The sequence below is a fragment of the Pseudomonas graminis genome (genome assembly GCF_004364335.1).
Classification (GTDB): Bacteria; Pseudomonadota; Gammaproteobacteria; order Pseudomonadales; family Pseudomonadaceae; genus Aquipseudomonas; species Aquipseudomonas graminis_D.
This window is the reverse complement of record NZ_SOCR01000018.1, coordinates 55,408-73,406: the sequence shown is the minus strand read 5'-3', so window position 1 is coordinate 73,406 and position 17,999 is coordinate 55,408. Positions and strand designations below refer to the sequence as shown.

The following is a 17,999-nucleotide window of genomic DNA, read 5'->3' as shown; positions in this document are numbered from 1 at the left end:
AAAAAAGTTATGCTTTATGAGGGAGTAACATGGGTTTCCAGATCATGGAGCAGGTGGTGAATGCTGCTCGAAGAAAGCTGCTGGTGCAAGACTACATCCCGGTCTACTACCCCAATCTGTACATCACCATGGAGCACTCGGGCAGAGCCCTCGAAACGACCAAGAAGTATCTTGAGCATCTGGCTGTGTTTGAGGGGTTTCTGGCTTTTTCCTCCATTGATCTGATTTCTCACCTCGAACAGCGCCCTCACAGCCAGTACCTGACAGACAATGAGCTTTCTAGGTTTGTGTCGGACGCGGGGTTTAGCAAGGAAACCTTGGCTATGAAGTATGCGGGGATACGTTCACATCCGACTGCATACAGATCCGTTGGCAAAGCCCATGCGCAGCAGCGAATCGAAGCGGTACGCGACTATCTGGGCTTCCTCTATGACAAGTTGGGTGATCACTCAACACGATATGAGGCGATGGACGATCTGAAGAAGCGCATCAACCGCAAGATCACAGCGGCCAGACCTGCGTGGAAAAAAACGCGAACGCACGAGATGAAAGGGCTCACGAGTCAGGAGCGAACTCGATTGCTGGAAGTCATGCATCCGGACAGCGCCGAGAACCCCTTTTCAGATGAAGCCATCAAGCGGCGTAACTACATCATTTTGCTGCTGGGTCTTGACATGGGGCTAAGACGCTCCGAGATGCTGCTTATCAAGACCAGCGATATTCACTGGCACAGTCGTCAACTAGCGGTGGTTAACCTGGAGGATGAGAGCCTCGATCCACGAACGATGGCGCCGCAATTTAAGACCAACGAACGCATGCTGGTAATGACCGATGACCTGTATGACGCAATAACTGAGTATGAATCGAAATATCGCCACAGAAAGCCCCGTACTGGCAGATCGCAAGCGAATAGGCATCCGTTTTTGCTGGTGGCGCACAAGCGAAATGAGGGCGGACCTTTAACCATCAAGGCAGTGGATGGCGTTCTGTCCAGGGTCCGAAAAATAATGCCGGAATTGGCCCATGTGCACACGCATACTCTAAGGCATGACGCGGTCTGCACGATGCTGGAAAGCATGCGTGAGGAACTGGCAGTGCTCACGCCGGAGGATCGCACCACGCAAGTACAAAAGACCCTCACATGGATGTTCGGCTGGAGTCCCGACTCGAACATGCCCTGCCTCTACGGCGCCACATTCTGGAAGGAAGAGGCAGACAAAGCGATACAGAAACGGGCCGAGCGGTTTAGGGCCAGCCGTCATAAGGCCGGCACGACACAAGGAGGTTCAGAGTGAACATCCCCGTCGAAGCACTTCAGGCACCCACGAAGGATTGCCTCGATGTGTGGCTGCACACGCCTCGCCTGGCTAAATGTGGGGAGGTGTTCACGCCCGCCGAACCGATGTGGAGACCGGATAAATCGGCTCATGGGTCAGTCAACTGGAAAGCGGCTATTGCCTGCGCCTCGCCGAATTGGCAGCCTTGGTTACACGCAGCCCTCGCGTACCGAATGGCCGACGTGGCAACGTGCACGGTTGCTCAAACCGCCAGTGTACTGTCAAGGGCGGCCCAGGCCGGGCTTGACCCGCTCAACGAGGATCAACTGATCGCTCTGCGGGAGCGCTTTAACTCTAGAGAATTTAGTGCCATCGCCACTTTCATTAAGTTTTGGCACGACTGCGAATCCCTCGAACAGCGCCCGTCGCGTCCCCTGATGGACGCCTACCTTGCGCTGCCTAGGAAAAAGAATTCCAGCAACGACGTGATCCTCAGCTTGGACCCCGAACAAGGCCCGCTCGCGCAGGTGGAGCAAGACGCGCTGCACCAATGGATACATGAGCAGTTTTGTCACGGGCAGTTAGATTTCGAGCAGTACCTTTACCTACGCATGTTGATGATTTACGGGCAGCGTGGCGCTCAGATGCGAATGATGGTTTTTGGTGATTTCACGAAGAACGACAAAGGCTGCAAGGTCAAGTTTCATTGGGCAAAGCAAACAGACGACGAGGCAGGTTGGCGAGCAAAATCCGAAACATTCAGTCTGAATGAGGACCTCTACAATGCCGTGCAGGCCTACAAGGCAATGGTTCTGGCGCTACTGTGGCAAACCTATCCAAACGGTGCCGACTGGAATGCAGCCATTGAGAATGTGCCGCTGTTTCGTCGGAAGTTAGATGATGAAGCCGGATTTCCGGAGCGGATGGTTCCCCCTGTTTTGCTCAACAGCCCCCTTCAAAAAGACCTCGAACGAGCGCCACAGCCGACCTTCCACGTCGGACCAAGCACGATCAGGACTTGGCTTAGTCGCATTGAGCAGATGGAGGGCTTTCCGATTTCGCCTCGCACCCATCAGCCGCTGAAAGTGACGCGGGGGCATCGGTTCAGGCATACCCTCGGCACGGACCTTTCCAATTCGGGGCTGGGTGAGTTTGCGATAGCCCGCGCATTGATGCATAGCGGTACTCGGACAGTGCGAAAGTACCGCGCCGTATCGCCGGAGTTACTGGCGTTGATCGACGCGAAGATGAGCGACCATCTGGCATTGGTTGTGAATGCGTTCGCCGGGATCATCGTCACGGATCGCACCTCAGCAATAAACGGGGATCGAGCGGAGCGACTAATCGAGGATGTGGCAGTATGCGGTGCCACTCCCGCCTGCCACCTCGATGCGCCGTATACTTGTTATGCATGCGGAAAATTCCAACCCCTTCTGCACGCCAATCACCGCGAGGTCCTTGAGCGATTGGAACGTCGCCGGGTGCAAACCATTGCGACCGATAAAACGACCGGTGTGCTCTGGGATCGGGCCATTCTGGCTTGCCGCAAGGTGATTCTGGATTGCGAGGCCATGCGCCGATCATTGGACTCAGGAAGACAGAATAATGACCGAAGCGTTTGACTCTGAATCGCCGGACAACATTGTTGCTTTTAAGCCCAAGAGCCAGTTGGATGCAGCGGCTCACCTCGCGGCGTTTATCGAATGGGCAAAAGAGACTTTGCCCAAAGGCATTCCCAATCTAGTGAACGCCAGTATTCGCTGGGAGGACGGTAGTTGGCACCCGCATGGCTTCGTAGGTTGTAGCTTTACGGCGTTTGGATCGACCTTATCTGCCCCAAAGAAGATGCAGGCACCATTCACGGATTTTACCAAAGCCATATTGGTGTACCGAAGGGTGTATTTGCAGAAAAAGGTGGTGAAGGACTGGAGGGACGCCCTTAAAGGGCTGGAAGTCGCTCTGTTCGAATTGACCGGCACTCGGGATGTGACGCGGGTGTCCGCCGCTATCTGTAATAATGCGTGCGAGCACATGGCGCGTCACTGGACAAAAGGAAACACCGCATATTTAGTTAGCAAGGCACTTGAAGCCATGATCGCCCTGATGCGGGCCAAAAAATTGCTCAAGTTGGATGTCCGGTGGACTTCTCCGCTGAAGCTACGTCAGAGGGGCACCCTCAAGCAGCAAAGAGAGGATCGGGAACAGAAGCTGCCCAACCCTGAAGCGATCAGAGTCCTAGGGGAAGTGTTCACAAACGAATTGACCAGTGACCTCGACATCGTCGTGACATCCGCCTGTGTGCTGCTACTGAGTGCGCCCAGTCGTGTGGGTGAATTGGCGGATCTTCCCTTGGATTTCTTGCTATTCAAAGAGGATGCTCAGGGCAACCGGCGGATGTTCCTGCGCTGGTACGCGGAAAAGATGAACCAGGTGACGCTGAAGCCCGTCGTTCGGCCCGAGATGGAGCCGGTCGTGGAGCGGGTCATCACGTTGCTGAAACCGATCACCGACGAAGCGCGGGCCTACGCCGCTTGGCTGGAAGACAATCCTGATGAGTTCCCTCCCCACGAAGGAGTGCCGTCCAAGGGGCCTGATGAACCGCTCACATACGTCGAAGCCTGTGCCGCGCTGAAACTCGCCGCTCCTAAGGGCCGCGCGCGAGCAGCATTCAAAGTCAGGTTTCTGAAAAGCCTTGAGAATAAAAAGGCGTTCAGCCCTGCCGCCCGAGCCCTTTTGGCCGAGATCCTTGACGGGTGGGACTTTAGCAGAGGGAAGCGGATATGTATTAAGGGCAAGAATGGAGTCGCGGGTTATGAATTTGACGACCAATGTGTGATTACGCTGCGCAAACTTAATGTACTGGTGCGCGAGAAGTATCTTCCAAGGGATTTTCCTTACACCACGCCGTACACGGAGGGTAAAGCTCGGTTGAAGTATCGTGATGCGTTGTTCACCGTGCGCACGGGGGCAATGGCTGCAAGCTCAGAAACGTTGATTGCGCAACACGGGTTTGGCGTGGAGATCGCCGCTAGCTCTAGTCGATTGAGTGCGCAGTTAGGCGGTACGAACGATCCGACAAGAAAAAGCCTGTTCGAGCGCTATGGCTATCCCGGAGTCAAGGTCAACACACATGCGTTTCGGCACGAATTGAACACGCGGATGCACGAGGCCGGTCTGTCGCAGCTCCTGATTGACGCCTTCTCCGGACGCACGACGAGGGGGTCTATCTACAACCATGAGACCATCGAAGATCGCACAAAAAGGGTTGCGGCTAACCACCCCAAAACGAAGCACAGCACCGTTGCTCAGCGTCTGGACAAGGTCCAAACCAATCAGCCGTTGAATTTGTCTGAGGTGAGGGAACTGCACAAGGGTGAGCAGGACCGCATTATCCATCAAACCCATCTCGGCGTTTGTGTGCACAACTTTGCATCCGAGCCCTGCCCGAAAATGGGTGCCTGCTTGGACTGCGGGAGGCTCGGTTGCGTAAAAGGGGATGACGTGAAGCTGGGCAACCTCATGGAAGAACGCGACGACCTTAAACGCCGCCTTGATAAGGCTATGGATGCACAGTCTCGTGGCGTGTTTGGGGCATCGGAATCGGCCAAAAAACTGGGTGAGAAACTCTTTAGGTGCGAGGCGCTAATCCAAATGCTGGAAAACTCCGAACTCGAAAACGGTGACATTGTGTGGAACGCCGATAACGGTTGGACGCTGACCAAGAATGCCGCCGCAATGTCGGGGCTGATCGAGGTCAAAGTCATCGAAGAGAACGAGGCGCAAGAGGCGTTGTCATCGTTGGATGACGTCTTAGCTTTGCTTGATGAGATCGAGGGTTAACGATGGGGCATTTAACGCCAAAGGATGAGAAAAGCATCATCAAGCTGATTGAGGAATGGTCAGAGCCGAAGCTGACTTGGCCGTTGCTCGTTGAGGCCTGCAAAGAAAAACTGGGTATCAGTCGTGCTCGCCAGTCCCTGATGAATCTGCCTGCCGTGGATTTAGCGATGAAGAATTGCAAGGCGGCATTGAAGGCTCAGAAGCTGAAACCGGGCTGGATTAGCGATATTCAGGCAGCCAACGAGCACATTGAGAAACTGACAGCGAACAATCAGAAGCTGTTAGCTGCTGTTCGAGAGATGCATAGCCGGTTTTTGATCTGGCAAGCCAATGCGGATATGCACGGACTAACGCGATCGATGTTGGAACAGCCGGTTTCACAGCTTCGAAAAAAGACGTAATTCGATGTTCAGAAACTTATACCTAGAAAAGACTTATGGAAGCGGCGAACTGAAGCCCGCCGGCGTCTACACGGGTCGAGCCTGTACAAATGTCACATCTTACGTCGGTCACGACCTCTGTTTCGACTCGCTCAGTTATCTTCATAGCCTTGCCCCACCCGTGTGTACTCGCTGAGCCAGCATACACGCGCTAAGCAGACGAGCGTCTTCGCTCGATGTGATGCTCGTGGCGCTAATGTCGCCTACCTGCGTCTGCCAATACAAAGTATCGACTCGTTAGACAGGTGTGAATTGCGAGGAGCCGTCTGAAGTTCGAAAACTATGCAGCCGGAGCATTGTCGTTCAAGCTGAATCTAGCGCACTGGAGATAGCGATCTTTTGCAGACAAAAAAGCCGCCTTAAGTTGGGCGGCTTTTGGTAGCAAAACGGCTCGGCAGCGTCTTGCCAGATCCCACAGTAATCATCTAACCGGGTCAATCTTCCTAAAAGCTGCCAGGCAGGGCGACCAATTTTTACGAAGCGTGGAGCTATTCTAGCTAAAACACGGATTTCAGCGAACTCAATTACAGCGGAGGTGCCAACTGTGCAGTGGCTGGTCTTGGCCAGTTGCCGCCGTTTGTGACGGGCGCCAATCGGCCCTAAGCGCACTCCAATTACAGTGGCGGAGAGCGCCCAAGTGCGCCTAGGTTGCTGACTATAACTGGCGATAAAATAGGTTATCACCAGTTATTGCCGTTTATCGGTTTCGTGAGCAGAGACGTCGATTAACGTTTCTTTCGTGACTTAATCCATGGCCAATGATCGCAAGTCAGCCATTTATGAGAGCAATATGCAGGAACTGACGAAAGGCCAACCAAATGAGCAGCGTCGGCTCACCTCGGTCGAATTTCAGACACTGGCCCAGGTTCCGGCCGCGGTCGAGTGGTTTGCCAACCTGGACAACCCTCGAACCCGACGTGCCTACCAGAATGACCTGGAAGACTTCTGTGGGTTTGTCGGTTTGGCTTCGGCGGATGAGTTTCGTGTGGTGACCCGATCGCATGTTCTGGCCTGGCGTGCCCAGCTCGAGCATCGCGGTTTGGCCGGAGCGACGATCAGGCGCAAATTGGCAGCGCTGGCCAGCCTTTTTGATCACCTCCTGGAAAGCAATGCGATCGCCGGCGGCAATCCCGTGCACGGGGTAAAACGTCCCAAGATAGAAAGCAACGAAGGCAAAACGCCGGCACTGGGCGATCACCAGGCCAAAGCGCTGCTCGAGGCGCCCGATGAAACAACCCTGAAAGGGCAGCGCGACCGGGCATTATTGGCTGTTCTTCTTTATCACGGGCTGCGCCGCGAAGAAGCGGCCCTGCTGCAGGTGAGCGACATCCAGGAGCGCCGTGGTATTCAGCATTTGAAGGTTCACGGCAAGGGCGGCAAGGTGCGATACCTGCCGTTGCACCCGATCGCGGCCGGGCGTATTCACCAGTACCTGGAAAGCTCGGGGCATCATCTGGCCGAGCGGAAGGTGCCACTGTTCATGCCACTGCGAGGTAAATTGACCGGCGCCGGTATCACGGCCAACGGCATCTATGCCGTTGTCACGGCCTACGCGAAAAAGGCCGGGATTGAGGTTGCCGGTCTGGGAGTGCACGGGCTCAGAGCAACCGCCGCCACTAATGCCTTGGAGCATGAAGCCGACATCGCCAAGGTTCAAGCGTGGCTTGGCCATGCCAACATCAGCACTACCAAGATCTATGACCGGAGAGAGAACCGGCCTGAGGACTCACCTACCTATAAGGTGAAGTATTAATAGAAGGAGTTGAGGGCTGCGCAGCAGCTCATCCCCGGGCATTGTCGAGAATGTGGTGCAACGCTACCCAAGGATGGCCTTCCACATCACTGCCTGGGCAGGTATCGGCGTGTAGAAAGGGGCTGTCGCAGTCTTCCAGTGCTTGGCTTTCCATGCAGCTGGTGCACACCGCTCGCCCGGCAACAATCATCCATTTAGCGTTCCATTCTTCAATACCCTCGCTCAGTCTCCACTGTTCCGACTCCTCAGCGTACATTTGATAGATGCTGAAGGTAGCCCTGTGCGGGCCGGTTTAATACGCCCAAAACGATACCCTTGTTTGGGTGTATGCCATGCGCACCAACCAATAAAGCAACGCCTGTTGGTCGGCGTGTTAACGGCAGCTCTCGGCCAGAAGCAGACCTCGAACAGCAATAAATCGATACAAATTCATCCCCTAAACCGTCCTGTTTACAATTTTCACTGAATTTCGTTTATAGCTTTGTCGCACTCATCAATGACGTATTGCGGTACCATTTGATAGGATCTTGGATTTAATTGATAGATGTAATCGTTCTCTATATGAAATGATTGATTGATGAATTTTGCAATTACATTTGAAGTGGCTACCGCTTTCTCGTCAAATATCATGCGATATATATGCAATTTCTCATAGTTGCTTGTCGTATCCAAGTACAGCTTTTTCATCTCTGCGTTGACGCTACTCAGTGCGTATAATTTATCATAATCGAAGTCATGAATATGACTCGCTATCTCAGCCGTTCCTGACGCGAACTCTTCATCAGTTAGGTCGCGTAGAACCAGCTCGAACACACCACTTTTTATTTCTCTTTGTTCGTAAATTTGTGGGCGCTCCCGCTTGTGAAGAACACTGGATAGTACGTCGAACGCCAAATTCTTTCTGTTGATTACTTCGAAATATCTTCGCAAATAAATTACTTTATGAAGTGCATGAATCTGATCCGCAAGATTGGAGGTGTTAATCTCAACAAAGGTCTGAATGTCCTTCCTCTCAATCGTCTTCTCAGTCAAATATCCCTGTTTGTTCTCCAAAAAACAGGCGCTTAGCGACTCAAATCTATCCCGGTGGTGATGAATCAGGTCAACAATCGGTTCGAAGTCATGACTCAGCATTAGGACAGTTTTACCACTAAGCGAGGATTTTCCCTTCGAGAATAGCATGTCCATAATGGCATATTTTTTATTCTTATCGAATGAGGAGATTGGATCGTCTAGGATAATCAAATCTGCTTTTTCTTTCAGGGCTTGGAACATAAATAGCACTAAAGCAAACGCGTTACGCTCACCAAAACTCAACCGACTCTTAACTTCGGTAACTTCGCCTATAATGTCGTTCGGCTCAAGTTTTAGGCGGTACTCTCCGCTGGCTTCTTCTTTCAAAAACACATGGTAATTGTATCCAGCATTCCTTAGGAATTGATTTATTTTTTCACCATGATCTTCGATCAACTTTTTAATCAACAGCTTTTGCTTGGCAACTTTTCCTTGTAGGTTTCCGGCGATCTCTTGGAGTTTTTCAAGTTCTTTGTTGACTATGTCTGCTTTAGCTTGAGTCGCATCTGATTTCAAGTATGGGAAATTGCTCAGATCAATTACCTGGTTTTTTATGGTGTTGAGAACTTTGTCGACGTCTTTTAAGGATGAGAAGCCGAGTGAACGAGCGGCAATGAAGCGCTCTCTCAGTCGTCCGATTTGTTCCTTTATTTCGAGTAAATAATTAGACTCGTCGTCAGTATAGCCATCAATTTTTGAGATAAATCCTGTGATTCGCTTTCTCGTTTCTTCGGAGAAGTATTGTTCGAGGTGCTGAAAGGCGATCACAATCTTATTAAGGTTTTCGATTGCTTTGGGTTTATAAACATCAGACACCTTTTTTATGATTTCTTTCTTCTCGGTAGCATCTGTCGCACAATATGGGCAATCGCTACCCATATCCATGAATGGTGCACCTTGGTGCTGCCAACTCACCCATTTATAGTTATTGTCGTTCTGGATAAAATTTTTGAAGGGCTCTAAACCTTCGGGGATATTGGCAACGTTGTTGCCTCCTTTAAAAGCTTGGGACATGGCACTTGATGCATGTATCCCTTGTTTAACTTCTTTTCCGAAGGCAGTAATTATCTCTTCGAAATCTGCCAGTAACCCGGAAATTTCTTCATCTCCATTCAAGGTGTTTTTCATTTGCGAGGTCATAGCCTCAATTTCAAGTATTCCTCTTTCGTAATCTTCACCACGGATGAAAATGTCGAAACTTCCTTTGACCAATTCGTCTGCCTGAAAAGCGACTTCATTGATATATTTTTCATCGAAAATCAGAAAGTTTTGTACAGCTTCACATCCTTCCACGACTGGTACTGCTTCCTTGTCCGCTCTTAACTTGTAGGGTCGGAGTTGGGCCAGTTCTTTTGACTTGTTTTTATAGTCATTTACGGAAGCTGCGATGGCTTTTGCAATAGTGCTCTTCCCGGTACCGTTGATTGCATGCTTGATGTTAAGTGTATTTTCTTTGATCTCAATTTCACCATGATCAATATTGTTGCAGTTTCGGATGCTTATCTTCATGCGCTGTCCCCTTTGTATTTATTTTTGTATCGCACAGCTATTCGGCTCAGCCTGCTTCGAATTACATGATCCTTCGTACTTGCTAGCTAGGAAGCGTCCTACGTTTTGTAAAATTAAGGTCAAATAGCATAGGTTTATTAGCATAGTCTAAACGTCGGCTTCTGGCCCAGAGTGTGTAAAAACGCCTCGCCAAAATTGAAGTGTGCGCGTCTACGTTGAATCTGAAATTTATCGGCACGTCAGTAGATGTGGATTTCGCATAGAAGCGCGATTTCCAGTCCTGTTTCGAGCACCTGTCGCGCTCAAAAATATTTTTACACACCCTCGGCCGATTGCAGACAGTGGTAAAAGGCAGCTTTCGGTCAACCGCGTCAGTGAGCGTCTACGAAATGGGGTGCGATGATCCCGTGGGCGATCTTTTCCACTGGCAATCATGCTATCGAAGCTAAACCTCAGCCCGGGGGAGCATGGCTCATAGCGCCTCATCAACGGCCGTACTTGGGCGCTCAAGATAGCTGGATACATCCGCCAACAAGGTATTGGCCAAGGGGAAATCAATGCCCTGCGTGCGGTCCACGCCAGCACCAAAAATCAACAAATCGTCGCTCATAAACCGCCTTCCCAGACATCAAGTTAAGTCCCTTCTTTCAGCCCCCACGGCCCTGGCTTTATCCAGTTTGCGATGCAGCATGGAGAGCAGCGTGAAGTAATCGGCGGCATCGTCCTCCCCTTGCCAGAGGATCTTTGGTTCGTGTGCCGTCGGGTTGCGAACTGCGGCAAACGCACCTTTTAGCAGCAGAGCAAAGCCTTTGTGTTCTGATCGTTCAGTTTCAGTACGCAGAGCGTTGATCCAGATAAGTGGTTGACTCTCGGCGAAGCACTTGTCGATCAAGGCTGCTCCATCAAGGGGGAGTCCAGTCATATCGCGGATGCGCTGGGCGATGCTTTTGGCTGCCTCAAACACCGCGTGGAAATAATTCTCCTGCATCAGCTCCGCACGACAATAACGCAAGATTTCCGGATGAATTTCACGACCGCGCAGACGAATAGCCACATTGTCGGCGCGTAGTTTGGCATCGGTGATGGTGGCGGCTGCATCAACGCGTCTGAATTGACCATCCTCACCGACATGCAAGCCATCAAATGCGAGCACCTTGTTCAGCGAGCTGCGGGCAGCCTCATAGCGGCCCTGATCGCTAACGTGCCGGCCCGGCGCCATAACTGCCATGATGAAAGCCGCAACATGGTTACCACAGCGATCAGCCTGCTGGCGCGCTAACAGGCTGATGTGAATGCGCCGCCACTTGGTAGATTGGCCGGAGACATCGGCAAGACCTCGTGATGCAAACAACTGATCCAATTGAGTGCCGGTGACGAGCTCGCCCAGTTCGCGCGCGATGGACTCGAAATGGTCTGTGTTGAAGATGGGAAACGCGGCCATGTCAGTCCTCCACCTTTACCTACCTGTCCCGACTCTTATCGGCTCTACGCTCAGAGAACAGAGCCCAGTACATTCTTAAACTGTATAGCATTGGAACCGCGAAAATGACGATCAGAGCAATCAGCACCAATTTGCCTACAACCCATAAATCCGCCCAGTAAGTCACTAGCGCGAACATCAGAAAAGCGTTCCATGCCAGTCCTAGGAAAATTCCGATAATCAATGCCATTTAGTTTTTCCTACTTTTTCCAGCCTTGGCCTCGAACACCGGAATCCCAGAATCCTAGCCGACCGCCAAGTGGGCTGGCCGGTGACAAGTACACCAGTCCGCAGTATGTGCATCGCTTAGCCCCGCCGTGTGCTGCTATCTCAGCACGAACATCATCTGGTAGCTGATTCAGCAATCCTGCTCGTAAGGTCATCTGACAATCTGATTGACCGCCAGAACATCTGTCGGGGCAATAACCTGGAGGGTAAGTACGTGGCATATTTTTTCCTTAGTCGCGATTCTTGAGGCCCACTGAAAGCCGACAGTTGCGGGACTCAATACTCCCCTGCCTGAAAGGCCAGCACGCCCGATCCTTCATGCTGGGAGTTTGCCGGACGATCGTCAGCTTGACCTTTTGCGGAGACTCAGCGCGATGAGGGTTAGAGGGGCTGTGATGATAGGTGACGATGTTGTGAGCGCCCGTCGGAACAAAGTTCTGATCATTGAAGCTGGTTTGCCGAGACCCGGGGTTAGGACCCGTGTCCAACGATGTTGGATTCGAGAGTATTGCAGAGCCTGTGTCCACCTCTGCGTTCAACACCTGGGCTTTGGATTCCATCGACGCGACTCCTCGGTGGGGCTCTGATCGGGTTGACCACAGCAAAGCGCTTACTCCAATAACACTGCCTATTGCCAGGCACGCGACAAGATTTTGCACGCCACGCCTGTGGCCTCTTCGGGTAATTCGTTCCGGGGCATCACTGAATTCTGCTTTCATCCATGACCTACCTGTTATCTCTTTTTGCACATCGGCACATTCTGGAAGCGATCTTCCCGTTGACACTCTCGGACGCGAAAGACGCGCCCTGATACTGCCAAAGGCCTGTGGTGCACAGCGGATGTTTCATGACTCATTCCCTTTGAGCGGATGTCAATCCCGCGTGCATGGCATACCACGACCTAGACGGTGCTGCCCGGCAATTGATTAAGGCGAATCTGCTGCATGGGTTCAGCTAGGATATTTTCCAGAACCGGCATAGCGTTTGTCAGGGTCGGGGCCTTCATGTGCGCTTGCAGTGCCGCTTCATCGTCCCAGCTTTCGTAGGAAACAAAGCGGGTGGGGTCTTCGAGATCCATCAACAGCGCATAGGCCTGGCACCCAGGCTCGTGCTGGAATTGCGGCAGGGCGGATTGCAGCAGGTTTTTCAATTGCGCTTCCTTGCCTGGCTTGGCTTTCATGATCGCGACGACGTTAAGAGGTGAAGTCATGTGGGGAGTCCTGGCAATGCCGGCGCCGGAATGGAGCCGTCAGCGCATGAGACATGCCACTTAAGGTATTCATTCAGAAAAAACAGGGAGGCTACTGTTACTGGGCCGCCACCCTCATTCCTTCGATTTGGTGGACACCAGAGCAGCATCCTTCCACGTACTCGGCCCCGGTTTTAGGCCGGGGCTCGGGTGTACCTGGTGCGTTTTCTACTTCAATGTTTTGTTCAGACCATCACGCAGGCAGTGCGCCTGATCCTGGTAAATCTCGGAACGCTCCAACACCTGCCCGCTTGCATTCGTGACCTGCCATACGCAGTCACCCGAAGAAATGTCGTCGACCAACAATTCAAGTATTCGGCCCTCGTCGATTTGCACGCTGAAAACCAGCTCAAAGCTTTCCATTTCGTCTTGTTCGATGCTCATTAGTTGCTTTTATTCCGCGTTTCATCGGCGTGAACCACGCGCTGGGCCAGCACCACTTCGCGCAGCGCATCGACCAGGGGCTGGAACTGCACGCCGGTTTGACCCTCCCACTGCGCCAGTGTCGAGCGCGGTATGGTCAGGCCGACACGGCCGAAGATCTTTTCGTGTCGACGACGTTGATTTCCCCACTCGTTTGATTGATGTTTTACTAAGCGATCAGCGCGCCAGTCTAGGCGCTTGGCCTAATTACAGGGAGACGGCCATGCGCTTGTCCAATTTCTTGATCGAAAACATCAAACCCATTGTTCAAGAATGGGAAAGTTTCGCTCGTACCCTGCCAATCGCCGGCAAACCTCTTGATGCCGAAGCGCTACGCGATCATGCAGAAAGGATGCTTCGAGCTATCGCCACCGATCTGAATACCGAGCAATCTGCTGAACAGCAAATCGAAAAATCACACGGTCACGGACCTTCAGATACGGATAGCGCGGCTAAGTCTCACGCCGTCGGCCGGTTGATGACTGGATTTTCGATCAACCAGGTTGTGGCGGAGTTTCGAGCCTTGCGTGCAAGCGTGATGCGTCTATGGATGAAGCAGGCCAAGCAGGACGAATCGTTTGAGGTCGATGTAATACGCTTCAACGAAGCCATCGACCAGGCTCTCGTTGAATCCATCGCCAGCTACACGGAGACAGTCCAAGCTTCGCACAATATTTTCCTAGGCGTGCTGGGTCATGATCTGCGGGCACCACTGAGCGCCATTTTGTTGAGCGCTGAAAGACTGCTGCGTACTGACGCCTTGGGAACCAAGGCCACCAAGGCTGCTGCGCAGGTACATACAAGCGTGGGGCGTGCCTCGGCTATCGTAGGCGACCTTCTTGATTTCACCCGTGCGCAGTTGGGCCCAGGAATACCCGTCCATCGAACATTGATCAACATCGCGCCCGTGTGCGAGCGAATTGTCGATGAATGTCGAGCGGTCCATCCTGATGCGAATCTGATATTGAACTCGACGGGGAACGTAGAAGGACGTTTTGATAGCGCTCGTCTCGAGCAGGTATTTTCTAATCTGATAGGCAATGCGCTGCAGCACGGTAAGGCGACGTCACCGGTGAAGATCACTCTTGGGACAAAGGGCGATTCACTGGAGTTTCGTGTTCACAACCGTGGGAACGCCATTCCTAGCGAGCGCCTCCCTGCTCTCTTCAATCCAATGGGGCAATATTGTCTGCAAGACACCCAGGATCGCGGTCCACAAGCGAGCCTGGGGCTGGGCTTGTATATCGCGGCTCAGATTGTGGCAGCTCATGATGGCGTCATCGAGGTAACCTCAGACGAGAAGCGCGGAACGGAATTCGTGGTGAATATCCCTTTCGCTGAAAAAGATGCCGTCTGATCCAATGCCTATGGCAGGATGGCCAGCCTCTTCCCTCCCATAACAAGGTGCTGCACATCTCAATCGCGTCAAATGTCCCCCAAGCGGCTTAGGACGATGCAGCACCGAAGACTTACTGAACGCAATCTTCATTGCAGGTCCGGTATACCTCTGGCCCACTGTCCAGCTCGCGGTGCTTGAACGCCAGTTCAAAGGCTTTTCCGTGATTCTCGGTTTATTGATCACACCGCTATTTTGGCCAACGCTTTACCGATGCTGAAAATGGAGCGTTCGCCAGACTCGGAAACCACTGCGAAGGTCTTCGTTTGAGCGTATTGACCTGGCCCACGTGGCCTATTGTCCCAGACAGCAACCACATCAATCGTGTCTTTTACCTCTCCATCCCAGCTGTCGAGTTGGCAATAACGATGGTAGATGTCGAGCACGTCAGACCGATCAGGATCTGAGAGCCTGCCCTCGATGGCCGTCCCCTCCTGTAAAGCATCGAAGTAAGATTTAGCTGCGCCGACGGTGTTATAAACCGTGCCGCTTTTCACGATGACTTTTTTGCCACGCTGATTTTCCGAGGGTTCGGCCACAGCTAAGGCCTTGGATTACAGCCTCAAACGTTGGGTAGCGCTGACGCGCTACCTGGAAGATGGTGCTGTGCCCATCGACAACAATCAAATCGAGAACCTAATCCGGCCGTGGGCGCTAGGTAGGCCGAACTGGTTATTTGCCGGCTCGCTGCGCAGCGGCAAGCGGGCGGCGGCGATCATGAGCTTGACCAGTCGGCGCGCATCAATGGGTATGACCCCTATGCATATCTCAAGGATGTGCTGACGCGGCTGTCAACGCAGCGGGCAAGCGAGATTGAGCAACTGCTTCCGCATCAGTGGGTTTCCGCCTGAGTGATTCAACAGTACTCCGGCGGATGCTTTCCCCCGCTCTGTCCCGCACTTCAAAGCGGGCGGTCAAGAAACAATAAGCGTGCTGCTAACGCTGCCATCACTGCAGCAAAATCATAAGTTCCCAGACGCGTGGAGATCCCGCCGCTGCCCAGTTTCCCTCTTAGCTGGCCGGCACACATCCCAAGTACGGTATGGAAGATAAGCGCGATCAGCGCGAGCAGCGTTCCAAGGAACATTAATTGGAGGCTAACATCGCCAGTTGTTGCGCTGACGAATTGAGGCAGGAATACCATAAAGAATAAAAGCGCCTTAGGATTCAATAGGCTGTTGAGGGTGGCTTGAGCGAAGATCTTCCACAGGGAAGCCAACTTAGGTTGAATGTCCTGGGTCACAGCTGGCGTTTTTAAAGCTTGCCAGGCGATCCATATGAGATAAAACGCCCCGACTAAGCGCAGTAGTTCGAATGCTGGTGCCCAGCTCATTACCATTGCGCCAATACCTGCGCTGACCAAAGCGGTCATCAGCACGTCAGAAAAGGAAACACCAAGAGCGGCAGCGAAGCCCGCACGTCGACCATGGGCCAACGCATGGCTCGTCACAAAAGCCATGTTCGGGCCCGGAACGATCAACAGGAGTATCGCGGCGCAAACGAACAGATAGAGATTGGCTGCATCAGGCATGGGCATCACTCCGTCGGATTGAGCGACGACGGTAAGTAGAATATTGATATCGAGGTAGCTACAGACAGAGTCAATCTAATAGCAACAGTCGATTTCCAGGGAGCGTTAACTGCTGCTGGGGCATGGATCAATAGGGCACGCAGAAACGCGAACGGGCTCTCACGAGATACCTACGCAGCGAAAAAGCGCTGCTGCGATCATCAGTTTGATCCAGTCGACAAGGCCGGTCGGCATGAGCCAAATGCATGCCTCACGGACGATCTCACACGGCTGACTGCGCAGTGGCCGAGCGCAGATACAGATTCGCTACTGCAAAATTGAGGGCCGTCGCGCAACCTGTGATGCCCAGCCGCTTACGGCTTTTTGACACACCGCGCTCGTGAAGCCTCAGCAGTCTCCCGGCATGTGAGTGGCTCGCTTATTGGCCTACATACCGCGCGCGACCAGCCAGTACGGCGAAGACAACTTGCATTAGAGCTGCTGCTAGCAAAACCAATAGAGGGAGGTGCCAACTCGATGTCAAACCGTGCAGCCACCCGGCAAGAAAAGGGCCGCTCGCGCCGAGCCCGTAACCTACGCACTGGCCCATGGCCGACAACGAACTAGCTTCGTGATGATCACGAGCGCGTAGACCGAAAAGGCTTAAACACGTCACCATTGACATGCCCGCTCCCACGCCTGCGAATAGCAGCCAGACCAGTGATATTGCCGGCGCAAAAATCAGCCCTAGCACACCAATAACAATGGCTACGGAGCAAATAAAGCCCAGCAGTCGCTGGTCATGCAGACGTTTGATTGCTACCGATGTCGATAGGTTGGCCACTACCGCAATTGCTTGATAGGCAAAAAGGTAAACGCCTGCTTGCGTGGCGCCAATACCAGTCGAGGCGGCCATTGCCGGGAACCAGTCAATCAGGGTGTAGAACGTCACGGTCTGCAAAGCCATGAACATCGATATTTGCCAGGCGACCGCACTGCGCCATACCGTGGTGCGTCCTGCAGGTACGGGGAAAGCGCTACGCGCACGAGCACTCTTAGCGTGAGGCCACCAGCAAATTGCAGCCACCAGAGCGAGACAGAACCAAACACCCAAGGAAAGCTGCCAAGCATAGCTCGACAGTGCTGACAATGGTGCGGCAAGTCCGCTGGCGAGCGCAGCCAGCAGCGCCATGGTCGCGGCATACAGCCCGATGCACAAAGCAGTATGATCAGGGAAGTCACGCTTCACTAGCGGTACGACCAGAACATTGGCGACAGCTATACCCGCGCCGATCAGCAGTGTTCCGAGCCATAGACAGCTATAAAGGCCGGTGGAGCGGGTTAGCGCGCCTACGGCGATCATCACCAAGGCTCCCAGCAGGGCATGCTCCAAGCCAAAGCGACGAGTCAACCAGGGAGCCAGTGGTGAAGCGCACGCGAACATTAGTAGGGGCAACGCATTGAGCAGTCCCGCCACCGAAGGACTGAAGTTAAAGAAGTCCTGGATCTGGGACAACACGGGCCCTATGGCGGTTATGGGAGCTCGAAGGTTAGCTGCGATCAGCAGAACACCCATCAGCAGGGAGAAACTAAAAGTAGATTTTGCGACGTGAGCCGTCGAGGAGGAATGCGGCATTTTTACCTACGCACAACTGTGGGATAGAAAATCCCAGGTGTGCGTTGGTTGACGTTAACGCTTACGCAATGCGCAGCGGCGCGCAATGTCTGCCGCGAAGCTTAACAGAACTGCATGGTCAGCCTCAACGTGCAGTTCCTTAACAGGTTAGCCTAGCCATTTTCAGAAGCCCTGAGTTACACGG

General features: G+C 52.9%; 14 protein-coding genes and 2 pseudogenes. 7 read left to right on the top strand and 9 right to left on the bottom strand.

From position 1 onward, the window contains the following. Nucleotides 1–29: 29 nt before the first annotated feature. The 5 genes from EC919_RS26025 (at nucleotide 30) to EC919_RS26005 (ending at nucleotide 7,310) form a co-directional block, all read left to right on the top strand. Nucleotides 30–1,295, top strand: coding sequence for a site-specific integrase (locus EC919_RS26025; protein ID WP_133777159.1), 1,266 nt, complete (start codon nucleotides 30–32; stop codon nucleotides 1,293–1,295). Continuing rightward, complete coding sequence (locus tag EC919_RS26020) at nucleotides 1,292–2,899, top strand: tyrosine-type recombinase/integrase (RefSeq protein ID WP_133777158.1); 1,608 nt, start codon at nucleotides 1,292–1,294, stop codon at nucleotides 2,897–2,899. The genes EC919_RS26025 and EC919_RS26020 overlap by 4 nt, the downstream gene beginning before the upstream one ends. Beyond that, nucleotides 2,883–5,117 (top strand): hypothetical protein, encoded by a 2,235-nt coding sequence (locus EC919_RS26015; RefSeq protein ID WP_133777157.1) that lies wholly within the window; start codon nucleotides 2,883–2,885, stop codon nucleotides 5,115–5,117. Before EC919_RS26020 ends, EC919_RS26015 begins: the two co-directional genes overlap by 17 nt. Before the next feature lie 2 nt (nucleotides 5,118–5,119). After that, nucleotides 5,120–5,518, top strand: a complete 399-nt coding sequence (locus tag EC919_RS26010) for a hypothetical protein (protein ID WP_133777156.1) — start codon at nucleotides 5,120–5,122, stop codon at nucleotides 5,516–5,518. Between the two features lie 829 nt (nucleotides 5,519–6,347). Beyond that, nucleotides 6,348–7,310 carry a tyrosine-type recombinase/integrase gene (locus EC919_RS26005; RefSeq protein WP_133777176.1) on the top strand — a complete coding sequence of 321 codons (963 nt, stop codon included), beginning with the start codon at nucleotides 6,348–6,350 and terminating at the stop codon, nucleotides 7,308–7,310. Between the two features lie 459 nt (nucleotides 7,311–7,769). On the opposite strand, the gene EC919_RS25995 is transcribed toward EC919_RS26005, so the two are convergent. The 6 genes and pseudogenes from EC919_RS25995 to EC919_RS25970 all read right to left on the bottom strand — a co-directional run. After that, on the bottom strand, nucleotides 7,770–9,893 hold the full coding sequence (locus EC919_RS25995; protein WP_133777154.1) for a hypothetical protein: 2,124 nt from the start codon (nucleotides 9,891–9,893) through the stop codon (nucleotides 7,770–7,772). A gap of 472 nt (nucleotides 9,894–10,365) precedes the next feature. After that, a complete protein-coding gene (locus EC919_RS27270; RefSeq protein ID WP_166650640.1) occupies nucleotides 10,366–10,503 on the bottom strand; it encodes a hypothetical protein in 138 nt (45 codons plus the stop codon). A gap of 18 nt (nucleotides 10,504–10,521) precedes the next feature. Beyond that, on the bottom strand, nucleotides 10,522–11,334 hold the full coding sequence (locus EC919_RS25990; RefSeq protein ID WP_133777153.1) for a TIGR02391 family protein: 813 nt from the start codon (nucleotides 11,332–11,334) through the stop codon (nucleotides 10,522–10,524). 1,168 nt (nucleotides 11,335–12,502) lie between these two features. Then, the gene (locus tag EC919_RS25980) at nucleotides 12,503–12,811 is read right to left on the bottom strand and encodes a putative quinol monooxygenase (protein ID WP_133777151.1); all 309 of its coding nucleotides are present in this window, start codon (nucleotides 12,809–12,811) and stop codon (nucleotides 12,503–12,505) included. Between the two features lie 207 nt (nucleotides 12,812–13,018). Beyond that, entirely contained in the window at nucleotides 13,019–13,234 is a 216-nt protein-coding gene (locus tag EC919_RS25975; RefSeq protein WP_133777150.1) for a hypothetical protein, read from the bottom strand. A gap of 17 nt (nucleotides 13,235–13,251) precedes the next feature. After that, nucleotides 13,252–13,404: pseudogene (locus EC919_RS25970) on the bottom strand (IS66 family transposase); the annotation flags it as partial. A gap of 92 nt (nucleotides 13,405–13,496) precedes the next feature. Here EC919_RS25970 and EC919_RS25965 point away from each other — a divergent pair. Further along, on the top strand, nucleotides 13,497–14,630 hold the full coding sequence (locus tag EC919_RS25965) for a sensor histidine kinase (protein ID WP_133777149.1): 1,134 nt from the start codon (nucleotides 13,497–13,499) through the stop codon (nucleotides 14,628–14,630). Nucleotides 14,631–14,851: 221 nt separating this feature from the next. Here EC919_RS25965 and EC919_RS25960 read toward each other — a convergent pair whose 3' ends face one another. Beyond that, the gene (locus tag EC919_RS25960) at nucleotides 14,852–15,208 is read right to left on the bottom strand and encodes a hypothetical protein (protein ID WP_133777148.1); all 357 of its coding nucleotides are present in this window, start codon (nucleotides 15,206–15,208) and stop codon (nucleotides 14,852–14,854) included. On the opposite strand from EC919_RS25960, the pseudogene EC919_RS25955 reads away from it, so the two are divergent. Continuing rightward, nucleotides 15,198–15,520: pseudogene (locus EC919_RS25955) on the top strand (IS66 family transposase); the annotation flags it as partial. The gene EC919_RS25960 and the pseudogene EC919_RS25955 sit on opposite strands and share 11 nt — an antisense overlap. A gap of 50 nt (nucleotides 15,521–15,570) precedes the next feature. Here the strand turns inward: EC919_RS25955 and EC919_RS25950 are convergent. Next, entirely contained in the window at nucleotides 15,571–16,200 is a 630-nt protein-coding gene (locus EC919_RS25950) for a LysE family translocator (RefSeq protein WP_133777147.1), read from the bottom strand. A gap of 418 nt (nucleotides 16,201–16,618) precedes the next feature. Then, nucleotides 16,619–17,815 (bottom strand): MFS transporter, encoded by a 1,197-nt coding sequence (locus EC919_RS25945; RefSeq protein ID WP_133777146.1) that lies wholly within the window; start codon nucleotides 17,813–17,815, stop codon nucleotides 16,619–16,621. Between the last annotated feature and the right edge of the window lie 184 nt (nucleotides 17,816–17,999).